The sequence below is a fragment of the Polyangium fumosum genome, from assembly GCF_005144585.1.
GTDB classification, from domain to species: domain Bacteria; phylum Myxococcota_A; class Polyangia; order Polyangiales; family Polyangiaceae; genus Polyangium; species Polyangium fumosum.
The window spans coordinates 98220-120162 of the sequence record NZ_SSMQ01000037.1; the positions used below are offsets into that span (position 1 = coordinate 98220).

20 protein-coding genes are annotated in these 21943 nt (G+C 68.2%); 12 read left to right on the top strand and 8 right to left on the bottom strand.

Translation table 11 applies throughout. The features are described 5' to 3' along the window. Positions 1 to 75 precede the first annotated feature (75 nt). The 5 genes from grxD (at position 76) to E8A74_RS30270 (ending at position 5024) form a co-directional block, all read left to right on the top strand. Complete coding sequence (grxD, locus tag E8A74_RS55855) at positions 76 to 1011, top strand: Grx4 family monothiol glutaredoxin (protein ID WP_136932569.1); 936 nt, start codon at positions 76 to 78, stop codon at positions 1009 to 1011. 21 nt (positions 1012 to 1032) lie between these two features. Continuing rightward, positions 1033 to 1293: a BolA/IbaG family iron-sulfur metabolism protein gene (locus tag E8A74_RS30255; RefSeq protein ID WP_211365477.1), complete on the top strand. Its 261-nt coding sequence runs from the start codon at positions 1033 to 1035 to the stop codon at positions 1291 to 1293. Positions 1294 to 1673: 380 nt separating this feature from the next. Next, on the top strand, positions 1674 to 3374 hold the full coding sequence (locus tag E8A74_RS30260) for an amidohydrolase (protein WP_136932570.1): 1701 nt from the start codon (positions 1674 to 1676) through the stop codon (positions 3372 to 3374). Then, positions 3371 to 3646: an N-ATPase subunit AtpR gene (locus tag E8A74_RS30265; protein WP_136932571.1), complete on the top strand. Its 276-nt coding sequence runs from the start codon at positions 3371 to 3373 to the stop codon at positions 3644 to 3646. Before E8A74_RS30260 ends, E8A74_RS30265 begins: the two co-directional genes overlap by 4 nt. A gap of 94 nt (positions 3647 to 3740) precedes the next feature. Next, entirely contained in the window at positions 3741 to 5024 is a 1284-nt protein-coding gene (locus E8A74_RS30270; RefSeq protein WP_136932572.1) for a PAS domain-containing protein, read from the top strand. Here the strand turns inward: E8A74_RS30270 and E8A74_RS30275 are convergent. Continuing rightward, the gene (locus E8A74_RS30275) at positions 5021 to 5992 is read right to left on the bottom strand and encodes a hypothetical protein (RefSeq protein ID WP_136932573.1); all 972 of its coding nucleotides are present in this window, start codon (positions 5990 to 5992) and stop codon (positions 5021 to 5023) included. The two genes, E8A74_RS30270 and E8A74_RS30275, sit on opposite strands and share 4 nt — an antisense overlap. Before the next feature lie 92 nt (positions 5993 to 6084). Here E8A74_RS30275 and E8A74_RS30280 point away from each other — a divergent pair, with 92 nt between their 5' ends. Further along, a complete protein-coding gene (locus tag E8A74_RS30280; RefSeq protein WP_136932574.1) occupies positions 6085 to 6348 on the top strand; it encodes a hypothetical protein in 264 nt (87 codons plus the stop codon). A 58-nt stretch (positions 6349 to 6406) separates the two neighbouring features. Continuing rightward, a complete protein-coding gene (locus E8A74_RS30285; protein ID WP_136932575.1) occupies positions 6407 to 8095 on the top strand; it encodes a serine/threonine-protein kinase in 1689 nt (562 codons plus the stop codon). A gap of 388 nt (positions 8096 to 8483) precedes the next feature. On the opposite strand, the gene E8A74_RS30290 is transcribed toward E8A74_RS30285, so the two are convergent. Next, complete coding sequence (locus E8A74_RS30290; RefSeq protein ID WP_136932576.1) at positions 8484 to 9266, bottom strand: chlorite dismutase family protein; 783 nt, start codon at positions 9264 to 9266, stop codon at positions 8484 to 8486. Between the two features lie 81 nt (positions 9267 to 9347). Here E8A74_RS30290 and E8A74_RS30295 point away from each other — a divergent pair, with 81 nt between their 5' ends. The 3 genes from E8A74_RS30295 to E8A74_RS30305 are packed head-to-tail and all read left to right on the top strand — an operon-like array spanning position 9348 to position 12720. Continuing rightward, positions 9348 to 10952 carry a PAS domain S-box protein gene (locus tag E8A74_RS30295; protein ID WP_170229483.1) on the top strand — a complete coding sequence of 535 codons (1605 nt, stop codon included), beginning with the start codon at positions 9348 to 9350 and terminating at the stop codon, positions 10950 to 10952. Beyond that, on the top strand, positions 10949 to 11929 hold the full coding sequence (locus E8A74_RS30300) for a serine/threonine protein kinase (RefSeq protein WP_136932578.1): 981 nt from the start codon (positions 10949 to 10951) through the stop codon (positions 11927 to 11929). The genes E8A74_RS30295 and E8A74_RS30300 overlap by 4 nt, the downstream gene beginning before the upstream one ends. Beyond that, positions 11926 to 12720 (top strand): ribonuclease H-like domain-containing protein, encoded by a 795-nt coding sequence (locus tag E8A74_RS30305; protein WP_136932579.1) that lies wholly within the window; start codon positions 11926 to 11928, stop codon positions 12718 to 12720. The genes E8A74_RS30300 and E8A74_RS30305 overlap by 4 nt, the downstream gene beginning before the upstream one ends. Here E8A74_RS30305 and E8A74_RS30310 read toward each other — a convergent pair. Together E8A74_RS30310 and E8A74_RS30315 are read right to left on the bottom strand one after the other, a co-directional pair. Continuing rightward, complete coding sequence (locus tag E8A74_RS30310; RefSeq protein ID WP_136932580.1) at positions 12705 to 14276, bottom strand: POT-type proton-dependent oligopeptide transporter; 1572 nt, start codon at positions 14274 to 14276, stop codon at positions 12705 to 12707. The genes E8A74_RS30305 and E8A74_RS30310 overlap by 16 nt on opposite strands. Then, a complete protein-coding gene (locus tag E8A74_RS30315) occupies positions 14273 to 15658 on the bottom strand; it encodes an adenylate/guanylate cyclase domain-containing protein (RefSeq protein WP_136932581.1) in 1386 nt (461 codons plus the stop codon). The genes E8A74_RS30310 and E8A74_RS30315 overlap by 4 nt, the downstream gene beginning before the upstream one ends. Positions 15659 to 16150: 492 nt before the next feature. Between E8A74_RS30315 and E8A74_RS30320 the strand changes: the two genes are divergently transcribed. After that, positions 16151 to 17488, top strand: a complete 1338-nt coding sequence (locus tag E8A74_RS30320; RefSeq protein WP_170229484.1) for a DUF4403 family protein — start codon at positions 16151 to 16153, stop codon at positions 17486 to 17488. Between the two features lie 25 nt (positions 17489 to 17513). Further along, complete coding sequence (locus E8A74_RS30325) at positions 17514 to 18023, top strand: hypothetical protein (protein ID WP_136932583.1); 510 nt, start codon at positions 17514 to 17516, stop codon at positions 18021 to 18023. Positions 18024 to 18027: 4 nt separating this feature from the next. Here the strand turns inward: E8A74_RS30325 and E8A74_RS30330 are convergent, their stop codons facing one another. The 4 genes from E8A74_RS30330 to E8A74_RS30345 all read right to left on the bottom strand — a co-directional run bounded on the left by E8A74_RS30330 (position 18028) and on the right by E8A74_RS30345 (position 21872). Then, positions 18028 to 19341, bottom strand: coding sequence for a M1 family metallopeptidase (locus tag E8A74_RS30330; RefSeq protein WP_170229485.1), 1314 nt, complete (start codon positions 19339 to 19341; stop codon positions 18028 to 18030). Positions 19342 to 19816: 475 nt separating this feature from the next. After that, positions 19817 to 20497 carry a hypothetical protein gene (locus tag E8A74_RS30335; protein WP_170229486.1) on the bottom strand — a complete coding sequence of 227 codons (681 nt, stop codon included), beginning with the start codon at positions 20495 to 20497 and terminating at the stop codon, positions 19817 to 19819. Between the two features lie 158 nt (positions 20498 to 20655). Further along, positions 20656 to 21561: a hypothetical protein gene (locus E8A74_RS30340; RefSeq protein ID WP_136932586.1), complete on the bottom strand. Its 906-nt coding sequence runs from the start codon at positions 21559 to 21561 to the stop codon at positions 20656 to 20658. Between the two features lie 32 nt (positions 21562 to 21593). Beyond that, the gene (locus tag E8A74_RS30345) at positions 21594 to 21872 is read right to left on the bottom strand and encodes a hypothetical protein (RefSeq protein ID WP_136932587.1); all 279 of its coding nucleotides are present in this window, start codon (positions 21870 to 21872) and stop codon (positions 21594 to 21596) included. Between the last annotated feature and the right edge of the window lie 71 nt (positions 21873 to 21943).

Below are 21943 nucleotides of genomic sequence, written 5' to 3' on the forward strand. Positions count from 1 at the left end.
GCGGGCGGTTCGGTCTAAATGACGTAGCGTCACGTTTCGAGACGTGCGAGAGTCCCGGCCGATCGAGGGAAACCGATGAATCTCAGTGAACCGCTCAAGCAGCGTATCGAGGCGCTCGTCCGGTCCGACCGTGTCGTGCTCTTCATGAAGGGCTCGCGCCGATTTCCGCAATGCGGGTTCTCCGGCGCCGTCGTGCAGATCCTGGACGCCGTGCTGCCCAGCTACACGACCGTGAACGTCCTTGAAGATCCCGAGATTCGCGAAGGCATCAAGGCCTACGCGAGCTGGCCCACGATCCCGCAGCTCTACATCGACGGCGAGTTCGTCGGCGGGGCCGACATCATCCGGGAGATGCGCGAGAGCGGCGAGCTCGCGCAGAAGCTCGGCGGGGCCGCGGGCGGCGGCGGCGAGGTGAAGGCGCCGAAGATCACGATCAGCGAGGCGGCGAAGCGCGCGTTCACCGAGGCCGCGGCCGAGGCGCCGGGCGAGCTGCTCCGCTTCGAGGTGAGCCCGCGCTTCGAGTATGGGCTGTTTTTCGGGCCGCGCGCCGAGGGCGACATCGAGGTCGACGCAGGCGGCCTCACGGTCCTCGTCGACCCGGCGAGCGCGCGTCGGGCCGACGGCGTCTCCATCGATTTCGTGGACGGCCCCGAGGGCGCCGGCTTCCGGATCGAGAACCCGAACGAGCCGCCGCGCGTCCGTCAGCTCTCCGTGCGCAAGCTGAAGGAGATGCTCGACGCGGGCGAGCGCTTCGAGTTCGTCGACGTCCGCACCGACAAGGAGCACGCCATTGCGCGGATCGCGCAAGCGAAGCTCCTCGATCAGGCCGAGCTCGAGCGGCTCGAAGCGCTGCCCAAGGACACGCCGATCGTCTTCCATTGCCACCACGGCGGCCGCAGCCGCTCGGCGGCGGAGGCGTTCGTAGGGCGCGGTTTTTCCAAGGTATACAACCTCGAGGGGGGCATCGACGCCTGGTCGGTCGCGGTCGACCCCTCGGTTCCGCGGTATTGACGAATTTCGGAGGAAACGCGCGTGTCCTACCACATGACCACGTTCCAGGGCTCGATCCCGGCGGCGATCGAGAAGGCCATCAAGGAAAAGATCAGCGACGCCGTGGTGGAGGTGCAGGGCGGGGGAGGGCATTTCGAGATCTCCGTCACCAGCGCCGTCTTCGCGGGCAAGAACACGCTGGAGAAGCACCGCCTCGTCCTCGGCGCGATCGCGCACCTCATGGCGGGGAACGACGCCCCCGTCCACGCCGTCGACAAATTGAATACGCGCGTCCCCTCCTGACGCTGCGCATGGGTAAGCGCCGTGCCGGGGCGCTGCCCCGGACCCCGCGGGGGGCTGTCCGCCCCCTCGACCCCGGACCAGCGAGGCGCTGGACCCAGGGTTGAAAAACTGCGCGGTGCGCAGTTTTTCAAACAGGCCGACGAAGAACCCAGGTTGCCGGCCGAACCAGCAGCGCGGCTGTCTCGGTGGGCAACGCCGCTGCCGGTCTTGACCGGGCCTGTTCGATGAACTGCGCGGAGCGCAGTTCATCGAGCTTGGGTCCAGCCCCTGGCTGGTCCGGGTGCAGGGGCGGACAGCCCCTGCTGGGGCCTGGGGCAAAGCCCCAGCGAGGCGGCTTCACGCTGAGACCCACGCGACCTCGCGCTGCTAGAGTGGGCGTGATGTTCCGAAGCGCCTTCTTCGCGGCGACGCTCGCGCCCCTGGTCCTCGGCTGTGGGGCTTCCCCCGCGCCTGCCCCGCAATCACGACCTCCCGCGGATTTCGTGTTCCTCGGCGGCGCCGTCCGTACGATGGATCCGGCGCGCCCCGAGGCCAGCGCGATCGCCGTGCGGGGCGATCGCATCGTCGCGGTCGGCACGGACGCCGAGGTCGGCTCGTTCATTGGGCCGGAGACCCGCGTGGAGCGCCTCGCCGGCCGCGCTGTGATTCCTGGCCTCGTCGACGGCCATTGCCACCTCCACGGCCTCGGCGCCGCGCTCGAGAGCCTCGACGTGCGCGGCGAGAAGAGCCCCGAGGACGTCGCCCGGCTCGTCGCGGCGGAGGCAAAAGGCCGCGCCCCGGGCGAATGGATCACGGGCCGCGGCTGGGATCAAAACCTCTTTACCCCTGCGGCGTTCCCCACGCACGCCCCGCTCGACGCCGCCGTCCCCGGAAGGCCCGTCGCGCTCACCCGCATCGACGGTCACGCGTTATGGGCCAATGCAGCCGCCCTGCGGATCGCCGGCATCGACGAAAAGACCGCCGATCCCCCGGGGGGCCGCATTCTGCGTGACGCCGCCGGCGCGCCCACCGGCGTCTTCATCGACAATGCCATGGACCTCGTCACGGCGAAGATCCCCGGCGAGCCTCCCGAGGTCACCGAGCGCCGCATCCTGCGCGCCTCCGAGCGCGCGCTTTCGCTCGGCCTCACGGGCGTGCACGAGATGGGCATCGGCGAGGCGACCGTCGCCGTCTACCGCAAGCTCGCGGCCGAGGGCCGGCTCCCGATCCGCGTGTACGCCTATCTCGCGGGCGGACCGAACCTCTCCGCCTTGTCGCGACGAAAACCCGACATCGACCCGCAAGGCACGGCCATGTTCGTCCTGCGCGGGGTCAAGCTCTTCGCTGACGGCGCCCTCGGCTCCCGCGGCGCCGCGCTCCTCGCGCCGTACACCGACGAGCCGAAGAGCGTAGGCCTCTCGATGGCGGACCGGACCACCCTCACCGAAGCGGCCCGCATCCTCGCCGACGCGGGCTACCAGCTCGCCGTGCACGCCATCGGCGACCGCGCCAACCGTGACGTGCTCGACGCCTTCGCCGCGCTTGGCGAGGGCCGGGCGCGCGTGCTTCGTTTTCGTGTCGAGCATGCGCAGATCCTCGCGCCCGAGGATCTGCCGCGGTTCGCCGCGCTCGGCGTCCTCGCCTCCATGCAGCCGACCCACGCCACGAGCGACATGCCCTGGGCCCCGGCGCGCCTCGGCCCCGAGCGGTTGCGCGGCGCGTATGCTTGGCGCTCGCTGCTCGACAGCGGCGCGCGCCTCGTCTTCGGCTCGGATTTCCCCGTCGAGGAGCCCTCGCCCCTCCTCGGCCTGTGGGCCGCCGTGAGCCGCCAGGATCCCTCGGGCGCACCGCCGGGGGGCTTCTTGCCCGAGCAACGCATCTCCCTCGACGAGGCGCTCGCCGCCTTCACCACGGGCCCGGCTTACGCCTCGTTCACCGAGGCCACCCACGGCCGCATCGCCCCCGGCTACGTCGCCGATCTGACTGTCTTTGCAGGCGCGCTCGCCGCGGATCGATCGCTGCTCGACGTGAAGATCGACCGCGTGATCCTGGGCGGCAAGGTGGCGTTTGGCGCCGCGCTCTCGAAACCGGAGGCCCCTTGACGAACCTCGTCCTTCGCGTGCTCCTCTTCCTCGCCCTCGGATTCGCGCTCGGCTGGGCGCATGCAAAGGCCATCGCCGAGGGCGAGCGAATTCACCACGAGACGGGGGAGCGCGCGCGCCCCACGATCATCTTCGTCCTCCGCCTCGTCCTCCTTTGCGTCGCGTTTGGCTTGATTGGAAAGTCCGGCTCGATGCCGCTCCTCGCGTCCCTCCTCGGGTTCGTCGTCGCGCGGCTCGTTCGCCGCCGTGGAACGAAGCTGCCACACAAGTGACGAGCTCTTCGCGACCGAATCCTTCTGTACGGCCGCCCCGGATCGTTCTAAGGAACGATCCTCGGGGAGGGGTCCTAGCCATCGATGGGGGAGAATGGACGTCCAGGAAATCCAGCGATTGCAAGAGGAGACCGAGCGGCTCCGTGCGCGCGTGACCGAGCTCGAAGCGGCGCTCCAGGCCGCGAACCATCGGGCGGACCTCTACCAGGCATTCTTCGAGCATTTGCCCGTCCCGGCCGGCGTGCACGACGCCGAGGGGTGGCTCGTCGAGATCAACCGGGTCGACCGGGAAATGCTCGCCATCCCCTCGCGTGAGCTCGTCGTCGGCAAACACAACCTGTTCGAGGACCCGGAGGCCGTGGCCCGGGGGTATACCGCGCACCTCGAGCGGGCCCTGCGTGGGGAGACCGTGGTCATGCCGCCCACCTCGTACGATACGGCGGAGGCGGGAATCGAGCGCACCGAGGATCGGAAGGTCTGGACGCAGACCTCGTTCCAGCCCGTCGACGTCCACGGAAAGCGGTACACGGTCGAGGTGAACCTCGACGTGACCGAGCGGATCCGGGCGCAGCGCGCGCTGGAGGAGAGCCAGCGGTTCTTGCTCGGGATCGTCGAGAACGCGCCCTCGCTCGTGTACGTGAAGGACCTCGCGGGCCGTTATCTGCTCGTCAACGGCCAGGCCGAGCGTTTCTTCGGGGCGAACCGCGCGCAGCTCCTCGGCAAGACCGACGTGGAGCTCTTCTCGCCCGGGATCGCGGAGGCCTACATGGTCTCGGATGCCCAGGTGATCCGGACCGGCGAGCCGCTCGTGCGGGACGACGTGATGCCCCGCGAAGGCGGCGTCGCCACGTTCGTCACGACGAAATTCCCCCTCCGCGACGCCGAGGGCAAACCCATGGCCGTGTGCAGCATCTCGGTCGACGTCAGCGAGCAAAAAGAAGCGGAGGCGTGCGCGCGGAAGCTCCAGGAGGAAATGCTGCGCCTGCAGGACGCCACGCTCCGCGCCCTCTCGACGCCGCTCCTGCCGATCGCCGAAGGCGTCGTGGTGATGCCGCTCATCGGCACCATCGACGCCCGCCGCGCCGATCAGGTGCTCGAGACGTTGCTCCCCGGCATCGCGGAGAACCAGGCGTCGATCGTCATCCTCGACGTCACGGGCGTGCCCGTCGTCGACGAGCACGTCGCCAGCGTCCTCGTGCAGGCCGCGCGCGCGGTCGAGCTGCTCGGGGCCGAGGTCGTCTTGACGGGCATTCGGCCGGCGATGGCCCGCACCCTCGTCGAGCTCGGCGCCGAGCTCGGACACATGCGCACCCGGAGCACGCTCCAAGGCGGCATCGCCCTCGCGCTCGGCCACGGCCACGGCCGCGCCAAACGTTAGTTCGTCGTGTCCTTCGCGGCGAGCGCCTCGTTCGCCATTTCCTCGTACGACATGCGCCGGACGCGCGTGAGCTCCGTGTCGTCGTATTGCCGGGCCATGAACTCCTTGCCCACGCCCCCGACGCGGCCGAGCAGATCGCCGAGCAGCCTGCCCGTGATCGGGTGATCGACCCCGTCCTGCAAGACCCGCAAGAACCGCGTGAACGGCCGCCGCGGCGTCTCCTCCTTCCGCCCGAGGAGCTGCATCCGCTTGAACGCGTCGCGCAGCCGTTTGCCCTCGGGATCGACGAAGTTCATCGGATCGAGGAACACGTCGCGGATGAACGGATGCGCGGAGTGCAGCATGAACACGAACGCCTTCGCGCCCCGGGCCCGCTCCACGAGCGAGAGCTTCGTCTGGCGCTCGGCCATCCGCCGCTCGTACGCCTCGGACCCGTAATACTCGGCCATGTGGTAGTCGATCGCGATGTGGCGCGACTCGTCGCGGTTGATGAGCGTCATCGCCGCCTGGCTCATCTCGTCGTGCACGAAATCGTTGATCGACCGGAGGAGGGCGATGTCCAGGATGAGCTCCCCGGCCACGATGTACGCGTTCGCGACGTCGTCGCTCAGGTAATGGATCGCGTCCACGAAATGCGGCGCGAACGCCGTCAGGCTCGGGCTCTGCCGATACAACTTGTAATGGTGCACGTCATAAAAGTCCGCGAGCATCTGCGCCGCGTGCGCGTGCCGCACCTCGTCGATCACGAACGTCCGGAAGATCGCCTTCAGCGTCGGATCCTCCACGCGCCGCTCCTGCTCGCGGAAGAGCGCGCCCGCGAGCCGCTCGATCCCCGACATGTCCGTGAAGAGCTGCACGATCGCGATCTCGTCCTCCCGCGACATGGCCCGAGGCTTCCGGCTCCAGTCGAGGTCGCCGACGCGCCACTGATCACGCCGGCAGTTCTCCAGCATCCGTACGAGGTCCATGCCCGCCAGGATACCCGTCGTTATCGGCCCGGTAAAGCGCCCGACCGAGGACGCACACGCGCCCGGGGCACCAGGCTTGCGTTCGTCGGAGCATGCCCATCTCCCGAACCATCGAAAGGACCGCAACGGAGGAAAAATCGTCTCCCGGTCCGTCCAAGCGACCCGAAGCGCCGCCGCCGGTCGAAGACCCCCACATCCGCAAGGATCCGATCGAGGAGCCGCGCATCCGCAAGGGCCCGATCGAGGAGCCGCCGGCGCCGAGCCCCGTCCCGGGCGAGCCGCCGCCCGCGCCGCCCGTCATCCGGGATCCTCCGGCGCCCACCCAGAAACCGAACGAGGTGATCCGGGTCGCCTGAACGAAGCGCGCACGAGCACCTTGATGCCGCGGATGTCCTTCGGGCATCATCCGGTCCCATGCGCACGGGAGACGTCGTTGACGGACGCTTCGCCATTCTGGAGCGCGCCGGCGTCGGCGGCATGGGATCGGTGTACCGAGCGCTCGATCGGCAGACGACGAAGCTCGTCGCGATCAAGGTCCTCCACGCGCCGGACATGACCTCGCAGGCCCGCTTCCTCAAGGAAGCCAAGGCCCTCGCAGGGCTCGAGCACCCGCACGTCGTCCGCTACGTGACGCACGGCATCTCGTCCGATAGCGAGCCCTACCTCGTGATGGAGTGGCTCGAAGGCGAGAGCCTCGATCGGCGCCTCACGCGCGAGCCCTTGCGCCTCGAAGACAGCCTCGACCTCGCACGCCGTATCGCCGTGGCCCTCGGCTCCGCCCACACACGCGGCATCGTCCACCGCGACGTCAAGCCGAGCAACGTCTTCCTCGTCGACGGCGCAATCGACAAGGTCCGGCTCCTCGATTTCGGCATCGCCCGCCTCGACGACGCATCGAGCGGCCTCACCCGCACCGGCAACGTCCTCGGCACCCCCGGGTACATGGCCCCCGAGCAGGCGCGCGGCGACAAACGGTACATCGACGCCCGCGCCGACGTCTTCTCGCTCGGCTGTCTCCTCTACGAATGTTTGTCGGGTCAACCTCCTTTCCACGGCCCGCACCCGATGGCCATCATCACGAAGCTGCTCGCCGAGGACGCCCCGCGTCTGCGCTCGAGCCGGCACGACGTCCCCGAGGCCCTCGACGCCCTCGTCGCCCGCATGCTCGCGAAGGAGCCCGGCGCCCGCCCCGCCGACGGCGCCGCCGTGGCCGCCGCGCTCGACGCCCTCTCCAACCTGAAGAGCGTCGAGCCCCCGCCGCCCTCCATCCGCTCCCGCACGTACGCGGACGTCTTCCCGTCCATCCCGCCCTCGGCCCCGCCCTCCTCGGACCCGACGATCGGCATGGCGGCGACGATGCCCGGCCTCTCCTCGTTCCGCGAGCTCTCCGAGCCCGCAGCCCAGCGCCCCTCGTCGCCGCCACCCGAGCCCCGATCGAGCCGGATGGTCGATCTCCCGCCGCCAAGCGTCTCACCCGCGAGTGATCGCCGCTGGTTCGAGCGTCTGCCGCGCCCCGCGGGCCGGAGCCCATTCCGGGTGAAGGGCATCGCCTACAAGGGCATGCTCCATTATGTCTCGACGCGGCTCGACGGAGGGATGCCGTCGCTCACGAATACATTCCGTGATCCGATCCTGCGCGAATACCTCACCCAGCCCTTCCTCGCGTCGAGCTTCTACGATTTCTTCCCGCTCGTGGCAGCGAGCGCCGGGTGCGCCTCGCTCGCGAACGTCCAGCTCGAGCTCTTCGCGCAGGGCCAGGGCCGCGCGCAAGCAAAGTACGACGCCGATCACGCCTATCGCTCGTTCGTGCAGGGCCGCTCGATCGACGATTTCCCCTCGCGCTTCCGTCTCATCGCCCAGCGGTATTACGATTTCGGCGAATGGGAGGCGAACTCGTTCTCGCCAGGCACGATCACGTTCGTGCAGCGAGGCATCCCCGCGTGGGCCATTCCCTGGTACTCCCCGCTGCAATCAGGCTACATCTCGACGCTCGTCGACCTCGTGTCGAACAAGCGGACGTCCGTGACCGTCTACCCGACCCGTCGCGACGGCGTGATCGAGGGCATCCAGACGGTCATCCTCGAAATGGACGTCTCGTACTGAATGGACGTGAGGGGTGGGTATCGGGGGCCGTGGCGCCGGGGCGCTGCCCCGGACCCCGCGGGGGCTGTCCGCCCCTCGACCCGGACCAGGCACGGCCTGGACCGAAGGGGGAAGAACTGCGCGATGCGCAGTTCTTCCCACGGGCCGGTGGCAAGACCCTGGAGGTGTCTTCCAAGCTGGCGACGGGTACGTTGCCAGTTGAACCTGCGGCGCTGCCGGTGCTGGTTGGCAGGGGCGTTGGCCGTCTTGCCAGCGGCTGTTCGATGAACTGCGCATCGCGCAGTTCATCGACCCTGGGTCCAGCGCCTCGCTGGTCCGGGTCCAGGGGCGGACAGCCCCTGGTGGGGCCTGGGGCAAAGCCCCAGCTCCGCGCTCCCAGGCATTGAGATCAGCCGAGCACGCGTCCCACGAAGAAGGGCCCCATCTGGCTGATGAACTCGCTCGTTTGCCGTGTCTTCCGCATCGACTGCACGATGTGCGAGAGCGGGTGCAGCTCCTTGCCCACGAGGCCGATCACGAATTCGTTGTCTCGCGCGTCGAGCCCGTGGCATGCGAGCCGGATGTCGTGCGCCAGGTCCTTCGCTCCGTAGGCTTTTCCGATCGTCCCGTGCTCGCGCATGATCGAGCCCTGCTCTCGCGGCTCGAGCTTCGAGAACGCCCCGCTTCGCCGCAGCGGATACCACACTGCCCACGGCCACGCTGGGTTTGCCGCCGTCTCCGCGGGACGCCGGAGCAGCCAGTACTCGAGATCCTGCTCGTAGCCCGACGAATACGTGCGCCCGAGCATGGTCATGTCGGGGCGCAGCTTTCGGGGCGGGCCGATCGTCTCGATCGCGGCGGGGTGCACGACCTCCACAAAAGCGCCGGGATCCTCGCTCCACGTGAGCAACCCGAGGCCCCACGGGTCGTTCACGTCCGCGTAGACCACAGCGCCCACGCCCTTGGCCTGGATGGCCCGGCGCAAGGTCACAGCGAAGTCTCGCACCGTACCCAAGCCCGCTGCCTCTTCGCACTGGAACACCAGGAGCTGCATGAACAGCCGCCGATCCATCGTTTGCGGCTGCCCGTCCCGCGGCGCGCCGCGCTCGCTCACGTCGATCGAGGGCAGCTCTTCGCTGCCCTGGCCATGGCCGTGTCCGGCGGGCCGGCCGCCCGGGGTCGCTTCGCTCATGCTGCAAGGGCTACCTGCCTCGGCGGCTGGCTGCAAGGCCGGATCGGCCGCCGCGGCGGCCCCATGCTAGAAGCCTTCGATATGGAGACGAGCACGCTCAAGGCGGCGCTTCTCCCCGAGCGGGAGAACCTCATCGAGACCTTGATCGGCGAGATCCTCGAGGTGGCCCCGTTCTACAGCGCGTTTCCACGAAGCGCGCAGCTCGCCATGGCCGCCCGCTTGATCGACCTCTACCTCGACGCCCTCGACGAGGTGAAGCCCGAGGCGCTGCGCACCTACGGGATTGAAGTCTACACGCGCAGGCAGGAGCAAGGCGCGTCGCTCCTGGAGGTCCTCCACGGCATCTCCATCGGCCGCCGCGCCATGTCCCGTATCGCCCTGCTCCGCGTGCCCATGGCCGAGCTTGCCGGGGAGATCCTCACGCGCGTCGAGCAGGCCTCGGACGAGCTCGTGCGCGTCGCCGTCGCTGTCTACGAGAAGCGCCGCGACACCGAGCGCCGCGCCTTCGAGGCGCTCGAACAGCGCTACCAGGACCTCTACCAGCGCACCCCGGCCCTCATGCACTCGCTCGATCACGAGGGCCGCCTCACGACCGTGAGTGATCGCTGGCTCGAGTTCCTCGGTTATACCCGCGACGAGGTCCTCGGCCGCCGCTCGATCGAGTTCGTCACCGAGGAGACGCGCAAGCGCGCCCTCGCCGAGCATTTTCCGCGGCTCCGGCGCGAGGGGCGCGTCGACGGCGCCGACGCCCAGTTCGTCAAGAAGACCGGCGAGGTCGTCGACGCCCGCTTGTCGAGCGTCGCCGTGCGCGACGAGCGCGGCGAGATCCAGCAGATCCTCGCGGTCTTCGAGGACGTCACGGCCGAGGTCCAGGCCATACGGGCGCTGCGCGAGAGCGAGGAGCGATGGCGCGGGCTCACCGAGCTCGCTCCGCTCCCGCTCGCCGTGCACAAGGGCGGCGTGTTTCTTTGGGTCAACGAGGCCCTCTCGCGCCTCCTCGGCCTGCCGCGCGACGAGATCGTCGGGATGAACGTCCTGCGCATCGTCCACCCCGATGACCACGCGCTCCTCATCGATCGCCTGCGAAAGAGCAAAGATGGCCGCATCGCGCTCCCGCCGATCGAGGAGCGGTACCTCCACGCGGATGGCAGCGTCATCTACGCGGACGTCGCCGCGCGGCCCATCCTCTTCGAGGGCGAGGAGGCCACGCAGATCGCGGTCGTCGACGTGACGGCGCGCAAGCACGCGGAGCACGTGCAGCGGCAGAACGAGGCCCAGGCGCGCCTCATCGAGGCCCAGGAAGAGACCCTCCGCGCGCTCTCCACGCCGCTCATCCCCATCGGCGCGGGCATCCTCGTCACGCCGCTCATCGGCCGCATCACGGGCGATCGCGCCGCGGGCATCCTGGAGACCATCGCGGCGGGCGTGGTCGCCCAGGGCGCGCGTGTGGCCATCGTGGACGTCACGGGCGTCCCCGAGGCCGACGTGTCCGTCGCTGAAGCGCTCGTCCGGGTCGCGCAGGCCATCCGCCTCCTCGGCGCCGAGGTCGTCATCACGGGCATCCAGCCCTCGATCGCCCGTACGCTCGTCGACCTCGGCGCCGATCTCGGCAGCCTGGCGACACGCGCCACCCTTCGTGATGGTATCACCTACGCCCTCCGGCACTCGTCGCGGCGGCGCCTATGAACACGACCGACCTCTTCCTCTCGCTCACCCCGCACAAGGTCCTCGAAGCCGTCGAGGACGCGGGCTTCCCCGTAAACCCCCTCTGTTACCCGCTGAACTCGTTCGAGAACCGCGTCTACGAGGTCGAGCTCGAAGATCGCTCCCGGCTCGTCGCGAAGTTCTATCGACCGGGCCGCTGGAGCCCCGAGCAGATCCTCGAAGAGCACCTCTTCCTCGCGGATCTCGCCGAGGCCGAGGTCCCGGTGTGCCTCCCTCGAACGCTGCGCGGCGGCGGCACCCTCGGCACGATCGACGGCATCTCGTATTGCCTCTTCCCGCGCATGGGCGGCCGCGCCCCGGACGAACCCGACAGCGACCTCTTGGAGCGCCTCGGCATGCTCGCCGCGCGGATCCACAACGTCGGCGCCGCGCGGCCGGCCGTGCACCGCGTCCGCCTCGACGCGGATGCGTTCGTCCGGCAGAACGTCGCCTTCCTCCGCGACAAGGGCTCGATCCCGGCGCGCCTCCTCGCGCGGTACGAGCGCGCCGCGCGCACGATTGCGGACTTCGTCGACGAGGGCATCCAAGGCACGGCCGTCCACCGCATTCACGGCGACCTGCACCTCGGGAACCTGCTCCTGCGCGACGGCGTGCTCTCGGTCGTCGATTTCGACGACATGGTCGTGGGCCCGGCCGTGCAGGACCTCTGGTTGCTCTTGCCCGGCGAGGGCGTCGAGGCGCGTATCGCGCTCGAGAGCTTCCTCGAAGGGTACGAGGTCCTCCGCGCCTTCGATCGGAAAAGTCTGCGCCTCGCGACGCCGCTCCGTGGCTTGCGCCGCGTCCATTATGCCGCCTGGATCGCCCGCCGCTTCCACGACCCCATTTTTCCGCGCACGTTCCCCCATTTCGGCACCGAAGCGTACTGGGAGGAGGAGACGCGGGATCTCGAGCTGATCGTCCAGATGATCACCCAGGAGCGCGGGGGCTTCGAGGCATGACCACGTTCGTCGTCTTCGATTTCGAGGCCATCCTCGACGCGGGCAACCCGCTGCCCGAGGGCACCGATCCGGATCGCGTGCCCGCCGTCTCCCACCTCGCGATCGTCTCCGGCGCCACCCTGGCCCTCGTCGTCGAGGACGGAGGGGTCCGCGTCTTCGCGCCGCGCCTGCTCGGCGGGCCAAACGGCGGCGACGAGCCGGCGATCGTCCGTGATTTCGTCAAACGTGTCGGCGACAAGCGCCCCGTGCTCGTCTCGTGGAATGGCCGTGGCTTCGACCTGCCGCTCGTCCTCGCCCGCGCGATTCGCCACGGCGTCGTCGCGCCCTGGCTCTGGAACCGCGACTTCGAGGATCGTTATCGCGGGCAAAACCACCTCGATCTCCAGGACGCCGTCAGCATGCGCGGCGCCGGCCGGGCCTCGCGTATGGCCTCCTTCGCGTGCCTCTGCGGCTGGCCGGGCAAGCTCGGCGTCGACGGCTCCGACGTCGAGGGCTTATGGGCGAGCGGCGAGGAGGGGCGCGAGGCCGTGCGCCGCTACAACCTCGCCGACGTCGCCTCCGAGGCCGCGATCCTTTTGCGCCTCCTCGTTTGCCGCGGTGATCTCACGCTCCACGAATACCGCGACGCCGCCCGCGCGCTGCTCGCGCACGTCGACGGGGACGAGCGCCTCGCCGTCCTGCGCCCCGCCATCAACCGTGAGATCTTTCTTCTTGCCGATGCCGCGGACGGCGAGGGGCAGGGCGCGATCTCGAATCCGGAAGGCGAGCCCGCCGCTCACGCCTTCCGATAATGCTCGACGCTCTTGTACCGCATCGCATACGCGCCGAACGCGAGCGCGAACACGAACGCGAAGCCTGCGAAGAAGAACATCTGGAACGCGGTCGTCGACAGGCCCGTTGCTTCCGAGATGGCGCTCGTGAGCCGCTCGTTCTTCATGCCGGCGTTCACGAGCAGCACCCATAACCCTCCGACCGTGACCGAGAGCGACCAGAAGCTCATCAGCGTGCCCTTCATCTTCGCCGGCGCCTGGCTATAAGCGAATTCGAGGCCCGTCGTGGAGACGAGCACCTCGCCGACCGTGAGGATCGTGTACGGCAGGAGCTGCCACAGGATCGAGACCTTCTCGCCCGCGTCGATCCATCGCTGGAGCACGCCGATCACGATCCACGAGACGCCCGCGATCGCGATGCCCGCCGTCATGCGCCGGAGCTGCGTCGGGTTCACCCCGAGCTTCCGGAGCAGCGGATACAAAACGGCATTGTTGAAGGGAATGAGCAGCATCACGAGCAGCGGGTTCACCGCCTGCATCTGCGACGCCGTCTCCAGGATGCTCCACCCGGGCAGCACCATCGCCTTGCCCTGGATGATCCACGTCGACGCTTTTTGATCAAAGAGCGACCAGAACGGCGTCACCAGCGCGAAGACCACGAGCACCTTCATCACCGAGCGCACGCCCTCGACGTCCTCGTCCGGGTGCGCCCCGCGCGCCGCTTCGAGCGAGAGCATCACCCCCGGGCCCGCGAGCACGAGGAAGACCACGAGCGCGAGGCAAAACGACGCGACGAACCCGAGCGTCGGAAGGAGAAAAAAGGAGCCAACGAACCCGAGCGCCCCGAGGACCGCGAGCACGCGCCCCACCCCGCGGCCCTGTTTCAGCGCCGTCCACGCGATGCTGCCGAAGGAATGGGGATCGGCGGGGGAGGGGGGGACGACGACGTACTCCTTGCGCCCCATCCAGAAGATGAACGTCGCGAGGAACATCAGGATGCCCGGGATCCCGAACGCGATGGCCGGCCCCCAGTGCTTGAGGGCCCTCGGCATGAGCTGCGAGGCGAAAAACGAGCCGAAGTTGATCACCCAGTAAAACGCCTCGAACACCACGCGCGCCAGGTGCTTGTTCGACTGGTCGAACTGGTCGCCGACGAACGACGACACGCACGGCTTGATGCCGCCCGAGCCGAGCGCGATCAGGAAGAGCCCCGCGTAAAACCCCGTCTTGTTCCCCTCGAAGACCGCGAGGCAGCCGTGCCCCACGCAGTAGAGGAGCGAGAGCCAGAAAATCGTGCGGTACTTGCCGAGGAAGCGATCCGAGATCCACCCGCCGAGTAGCGGGAAGAAATAGACGCCCATCACGAAGATGTGGAAGACCTCCTTCGCGGCCCCCGCCCGATCCTTCTCCACGAGGTCGAGCAGGAGATACCCGATCAGGAAATCCGTGAGGATGTTCCGCATCCCGTAGAAGCTGAAGCGCTCGCACGCCTCATTTCCGATGATCGACGGGATCGACTTCGGGTATTTTCCGTTTTGGGTGGTGATCCGGGGCTCTTCCGAAACTTCGGTCGTCATCGTGCGCGGCGCGTATCCTTCCGGGGATCGCCGCCCGAGACAAGCACATTCGATTGCAGCGCGCGGTAGCGCTCCCAGAACACCTCGTTCGGCTCGACGCCCTGTTCGTCCCGGCTGAGCGCCGGCAAGATGCGCTCCAGGAAATACATGTCGAGCTCGCCCTTGCCCTTGACCGACACCGCCCCGCGCGCCGTCAGCTCGAAAAAGTCCTTCACCCGGTCGTACGTCATGCGCGAGACGTTGATGCGCCAGAGCTCCCCCGACGACTCCATGCGGCTCGCCGTGTTCACCGTGTCGCCCCACACGTCGTAGGCAAACTTCTTCGCGCCGACCATGCCCGCCATGACCGGCCCCGAGTGCACGCCGATACGCACACCCTGGAAACACGCGTCATGCCCCTCCACGTCGCGCCGGATCCGGAGCGCGAACAAACAAGCATCAACGGCGTGCGTCCGCGTCGGCGCCGGCAGCCCCCCCGCGGCCATGTACGCGTCGCCGATCGTCTTCAGCTTCTCCACGCCCGAGCGATCCGCGATCGCGTCGAAGCGACAGAAATACGCGTCGAGCGTGGCGACGAGCGCCTCGGGCGGCATGGTCGCGGCCTTCGCCGTGAAGCCCACGAAATCGGCGAATACGATGGTCGCCTCCTCGTGGAAGACGGGCTTGACCGAGCCCTCGCGCGTGAGCTCACCGGCGATCGGCGCCGGCAGGATGTTGCAGAGCAAGGAGTCGATCTTCGCCTTGTCCCGCGCGATCTCCTCGGACTGATGCTGGATCGTGCTCCCCTTGGCCCAGCCTTGCCGCCGCAGCCGGTCGCTGAGGTGCACGAAGACCCCGGAGACGAGGGCCGCGGCGCTGAGGTCCTGGAGCGAGTAGTTGCGCTCGGGCCCCTCGAAGTCCATGCCCGCGAGTTTGCCCGTCCCCCAGAAGACGAGAATCGCCGCGCCGAGCATGCCCCACGCATACCGCCGCCGCAGCGGCGCGAGCGGCACGAGCATGAGGACGAACAAGAACCCGCCGAGGTAGGGGCTTTTGCCGCTCGTCAGCCCCGTGATGAGCCCCGTCGCGCACTCGAGGCACAAGCAGAGCGCGAAGAGCGCGCGGCTCGCGTGGCGCGGCGCCGAGGGGAAGAGCGAAAAGAGGATCGCCAGGAGGCCCGCCATGGTGAGGCTGAGGCGAAGGAGGAAGAGCGACGGGATCTCGGGGTGGAGCGCCTCGTCGAGCCGCAGGTAAGGCAGCCAAGCGAGCGCGCAGATGAGCCCCGAGACCCGCAGGATCTTCCACGACTGAAAGGCAAGCTCGGCGTCGAACGACTCCGGGTAGCCGCCCTGGCGCTCCCCCGCGCCGAAGAGCCACACGAGGGCTTTCTCCGCGCCCGCCATGCCTCGACCCTAGCAAGCCGAAGGCCGCCTCCGCAACGACCATCGTACACGCCTTTCTCGTTTGGCAGGGCAATCCCCATGGGGTGCCGCACGGAGCTGGGGCGTTGCCCCAGGCCCCACCAGGGGCTGTCCGCCCCTGGACCCGGACCAGCCAGGGGCTGGACCCAAGCTCGATGAACTGCGCGATGCGCAGTTCATCGAACAGCCGGTGGCAAGACCGGCGACGACCCTGCCCACCAAGACCGCAGCGCTGACGGCTCAACCGGCAACGTGCCCGTCACCAGCTCGAAACCCACCTCTATGGTCTTGCCACCGGCCCGGTGGAAGAACTGCGCATCGCGCAGTTCTTCCCCCTTCGGTCCAGGCCGTGCCTGGTCCGGGGTCGAGGGGGCGGACAGCCCCCCGCGGGGTCCGGGGCGGCGCCCCGGGCGAGGCGGCCCGGCCAGACGGAGGTTGACAGCCACGGTGCATCCGTCTTCTTTTGCACCCACCATGTCGCGAACCTCGCTCGCCGTCCTTGTTGCCGCCGTCGTCGCCTCTGCTGGGTGTGGCGCGGCCACGCCGGTGTATCCGCCTCGCCCGCCGGCCACGCCTGGCGAGCCTGTTTCTGATCCGGTTCCTTCGCGTGTCGTCGTGCATGCGACGATCACGGGGGCCCACCTCCAGCGTGAGCTCGAGACGGCCGTCCCGCGCACGGGGGAGGGCACGTTCCCGATGCTCGGCAACGAGCGCAGGTACACGTGGAACCGCGGGGGCATCACGGTGCGCTTCAACCAGGGCCGCATCGCGCTCGACCTGCACGTCGACGCGAACGCGGAGATGCCCATTGGCAGCCTCGACGTCCCGCTCGAGTTCTCGATCCTCGCCGAGCCCGTGGTCACGAGCGAGTACAAGGCGAAGCTGCAATCCCTCGAGGTCACCGTGAAGAGCGATGACCGCGTCATCAAGGCTGCGGACGCGGCGGCCGACATCCTCGGCAAGGTCAAGGCGGCGGTGAAGGAGAAGCTCGAGGCGTTCGAGTACGACCTGTATCCGACGCTCGCCGAGGCCCACGGCCGCTTGTCGCGCCCCATCGAGTTGCCGCTCGGCGACGCGAACGGCTGCGCGGCGCTCCAGGTCGTCTCTGTCGAGGCGGGGCCGACGGTCCTCGCGGGGGGCTTCGAAAAAGACCTCGCGCTCGTCGTCGCGCCTTCGGTCACGATCCCCTGCGCGCCGCCGAATCCCGACGCGAAGCTGCCGCCGCTCGCCAACGTCGCCACGCTCCAGCCGGGCCCGTTCACGGTGACGGTGCCGATCGTCGCCAAGTACGACGAGCTCGCGAAGGCCATGGGCCTCGTCTTCACCGACGGGAAGTTCTTCTTCTCGAAGGAGCACCCGAAGCTCTACATGGAGAAGCCCGAGCTCTATGCCGCGAAGGATCAGATCGTCCTGAAGCTCCACATCGCGGGGCACGTCGACAACCCCGTCAGCCTGGACCTCGACGGCGACCTCTTCATGACCGGCCACCCGACGGTCGTGGACAACGAGCTGCGCATCCCGGACCTCGAGCCGACCATCGAGACGAAGAGTTTTCTCTTCAAGCTCAAGGCCTCGATGGATGGGGACAAGATCCGGGATCAGGCGCGTGATGCGCTCCGGCTCGACATCGGCGAGCGGCTCAAGGCGGTGCGCGACAAGCTCTCGAACGACATCTCGTTCGCGAGCGGCCAGGGCTGCATGAAGGCCCAGGTGCACAAGATCGAGGTCAGCAGCGTGCACGTGCACGGCACGTACATGCGCGTCTACGTGACCACGAACGCGATCGCGTCGGTCTACATGCCCTGTCCGTGATCCCACCTTCGTGGTAGGTAGGCGCATGCGCGCTTTCCTTCTTGCGGCCCTCCTCCTCGCTGGTTTCTCGCTCTCCTGTGCGTCGGCGGACGACGGCTCCATTCGCCCCGAGCCGCCCGCCGAGACGCCGAAGGTCACGGCGCCGCTGCCCCCGGAGTTCGCGCAGCTCGGCGAGCCTTGCCCCGCGTCGCAGGAGCCTCCGACCTCCGCGGCCCCGTCCGTCTGGTGCGGGAAGGACGGCCGCGTCGGCGTCGTGACCGTGTATCGACGCACGGCCTTGCCGGAGGACGCGCAGAAGCTCACGGGCTCGATGGGCAACGTGCAGGTGGTCATCGAGCCCGAGCGCGTGTGGGTGCAGCATACGTGCTTCTATTGCCGGCAGTTCACCGAGGAGACCGGCGTCGTGCACCTCGCGTATGCGACGGACGAGCAGATCATGCAGTTCCAGAGGCACGCGGAGCTCGAGAACCAATCGCCCCTGCGCGACGCGGAGGCGTGGCGCGGGGCGATCGCGGCGTGGAAGCCGAAGCAATGAGCCGTCAGGGCTTGCCGAGCCCCTTCAACCAGCCGTCCACGTGCACGGAGATGTCCGCGCCCGTCTCGGCTTGAATCGTGTCGATCATGTCCTGCATGTGGGCCGCGCGGTTCTTGTACGTCCCGTAAAACTTCGCGAGCGCTGCGTCGAGCTTGTCCCGCCCGACCTGGGCCTCCACGGCCCGGTAGAAGAACGCGCCTTTCATGTAGGTGACGTTCGACCACAGGGGATGCGTGATGAGGTCGATCGTATTGCACGTATCCAGCATGAGGACCGTGTCCTCGTCCTGGATCACATCGTCGAGCCTCGTCTGGTAATCGCTCCAGATCTTCTCGCCTGCGGCCTGTCCGGCCACGGCCTCCAGCCCGCGCGCCGCGAGGTACGAGGCCGTGCCCTCGGAGAGCACGAAATCCTCCCAGCAAGAGATTCGCACGCCATTGCCGAACCAGCCGTGCGCCGCCTCGTGCGCGTGCACCTCCGGATCGTTCATCGCGTCGCGCGCCACGTGCCAGTACGGGTGGTGCTCCATGCCGCCGTACGCGCCCGGCCCCCAATCCGCGGACACCGACGCGACCGCGCCGCCGAACGAGTAGGCTCCATACGTCGTCTCGAACCAATCGAAGACCGCCGCGAGATCCTTCGTCCCCTCGGCCGCGGCCGCGTCCTCCCCGGGCAGGTGATACACGCCCACCTTCGTGCCCGCCTTCGTCGTGCCGAGCGCGACGTACGTATAGACGCCGAGCGCGAAGGCCGGCATGTACGTGGGCGCGTCGGCCGGGATCTCGGCCGGGAAGACGGCCTGCTTGCCCGAGGGCACGCCCGCGAGCGCCATCTCGAAGCTCACGCCCTCCGAGGGCACGGATTTGCACGGAAAGAGGTTCCCGCAGAAGCGCGGCCACAGGAACGAAATGCCCTCGGCGAGATACCCGTCGAAGTTCTTTTGCGTGGCGAACGTGTACTTGATATCGAGCGTGGTGTTCTCCGCGCTCTCTTTGACGCCCACGTCGAGCCTGCCCTCCTGGACCGCGTATTCGAGCTGCCCGCTCGAATCCTCGACGCTCTGGATGACGAGCCCGTCGACCTCGAACGAGGCGCCTGGCTTTTCCGCGGGCGCGAGCACGATCGTGGCTTCGCCGGTCAGCGCTGTGACATCGAGGGCGAGCGCGGTCGAGAGGATGTCACGGTCGAGGTTTTGCGTCGGCGCGACGGGGATGGGACCGGGCTCCGGCCCCTTGCCGCCGCCGCCGCCGCCGTCGCCGCAGCCGGCGAGAAGGAGCAGAGGGATCGAGGCCCAAGCGAGCGTGAAGAGGTGCTTCATTCGGTCAGGGTACGAGCCGGGCGGCGCGCAGGTCAATGACGCTGGCCCGGGGCATTTCGGTGGGTGGGCATTGCTTCTTCGCACCTGCTCGGCCCCCCGAGCCGCGGGGGTCGTAGGCTCCTCCGATCTGCTTGCCGAGCCACGGGGTCCCCCTCGGCGCCTCCTCGGACCTGCTCGAACCCTCGGAGCGACCCCCCTCCGCGCAGATCGGACCTGCCCCTCACACCCGAGCCCACCCTGTCCGAGCAGGTCGGACCTGCCCGCAACACCCGAGCCTACCCTGTCCGAGCAGGTCGGAGAAGCTCGCTTGGGCAGGTGTTGGGGTACGCCCGCAGGTCGGAGAAGCTCGGCGTGGGCGCGGGGCGGCGCCGGGGACATGCTCGGCTCTTGTCGCGCGTGCCGGCGGAGGGGGATCCGGGCAGGTCGGAGGAGCTCGTCGGACGGGGCGACAGGGGAGGGGAGCAGGTCCGAGGAGCTACGGGGTGGCGGCCGTCGCCTCGGTGGCGGAGGGCGGGGGAGGAATCTCGGGCGAAGCCTTGCCCTTTTGCGCCTGGGCGGCGCTCTTTTCGAGGAGGTCGAAGTAACCGAAGACACGTGCGTCGATGTCTTTGGGCAGGCTCGGATCCTCCTGGAGCTCCAGGGCGAGGTTTTTTCGCGTGCGATTGAGGAGGCCGATGACCTCCCCGCGGAGGCGGGTCGCGTCTTTGCGGGTCTTCGTTTCGAGATCGGCGCGGGCGCTGAGGAGGGAATCGATGGCGACGCCGGCGTTCAGGAAACGATCGGCCCAATCGTGGAGCGTGCCGCCGCCGGCGACGGGGAACAACGCGAGCTCCGATTGCAGGCCCGCGAGCGCCGGCTTTCGGTCCATGGCCGCCTTGGCCTCGGCCGGATAACTGGCCCCGAGGTCTTCGAGGGTGGGAATAAAAGCGGCGCGGATCTTCCGAGCGGCTGCGCGAATGTGCTCGGGGATGTCGGGGTGGCGGTCGTACGCTTCGAGCAGGTGCCAGAGGGCATACCCGAGGGCATCATGGTGGACGTCGGCGGCATCGAGCTCGTCGACGAGGGGCCGGCCCGCAGCGATGGACGGGAGCTTGGCGAGGGCGTCGTATTTGGCCGCGAGGAGCTTGGTGCTGGCGGCGCCGGAGGCAAAGCTCACGAGAGCGGCTTTTCGATTGGTGAGGAGATCGTTCAAACCTACGAAGAGAGCGACAAGAGAGATGTGGCGCATGGGGTGGGAGGTTACAGGGATGGGAGGGGAGGAGGCAAGGGGGATGTGCGTGGGGGACGCAGCATGTTGCCTGCGCTGCCGCCCGGTCACGCGTCCTCGACGACGCGGATGGGGAGCCACTTGAACCCGGTCACGCCCGCGTCGCGGAAGATGCGCCAGACCTTGGGGGTGACGAGGAACATGGGTTGCGAGAGCACGGCCGTCTTCAGGTCGCCGGTCCACCGAACATCACCGAAATGCTCCCACATGCGGTTCACGTCTTTTGCCCCGATGAGGTCCTGGGCGCGGTAGGCGATACGCGTGGGCTGCTTGCTCGTCGTGTGGTACTTGCCGCGCCGGCACGACTTGCACACCTCATCGGATTCGATCCCGGTCGAGCGCGGGGACATCGGGGGCAACGTGTGCGATGCCCACATTTGCCGCCAGGGCAGCTTGATCTGACGGTTGTCCTTTTGCAGGGCGTAGACGCTTCGGAAGGAGAGCCCCGAGATCCCGGCGCCTTCGAGGGTCTCGGCCAGCCTCTCGTCCACCAGGATCTCGCTGTAGCTGTCCACGGCGCGATATTCCTCGAGTCTTCCGATGAGCTCCGGGTAGATGCCAGCAAGCACATACGCCGAGGTCTGCCGCATCCCCGCGCCACACGCCGGACACGCGCTCGACAGATCGTAATCCGTGCCGAACCTCGGGCCTCCGGCGACGAAGACATCGATGGTTTCGGTGACGAGGATCAAGCGCGCGGCCTCGTACTCCTCGTCCGTGTACTCGTCCCAGCGCCGCTCTTGCCAGTCGACTTTGTAGGCGAGGAGGAGCTTTTGCAGGAGGGCCAGACGAGGGTCCTCGACCTTGAGGGTGACGTAAACGAAGACTTGTCGCAGGACCTCGTTGTCGCTCACCTCGGCGACATCGGGCCCGCAACCTGCGGGGTCCAGGACGGTCTGTTCTCGTCCTGGGATCTCCTTGCCGTTGAACATGACGCATGCCTTGGTTCTCATCCTCGGTCCTTCATGATCCAGGAGCGTGTTGCTCACTCCCCGAAGTAGTGCGCGATCGCCTTGAGCCACTCGGGCCGGGCTGCGTACACCGTCTTGTAGGCTCTCCACAGGTCTCCTACCTGCGTGATGCCTGCCGTCTTCGCGGCCAGCTCCTTCGTGAACTGCTGGTGCAGCTCCTTCGAGAGAATCGTGCACGGCCCATCCAGGGGTTCGAGGCCAGCCTTGATCATCTTCGCCGTCTCGTAGATGTGGTGCGCCTGCCGTGCGACCAGGAAAGACTGGTCAGGAAGGATTGAACATGCGAGGTTCATGAAATTCTGAATCGTCGTCCAGTGGGTGCGAAACCCACCCGGCCCAGGGTGGACCTACACCAGCCGGTAGC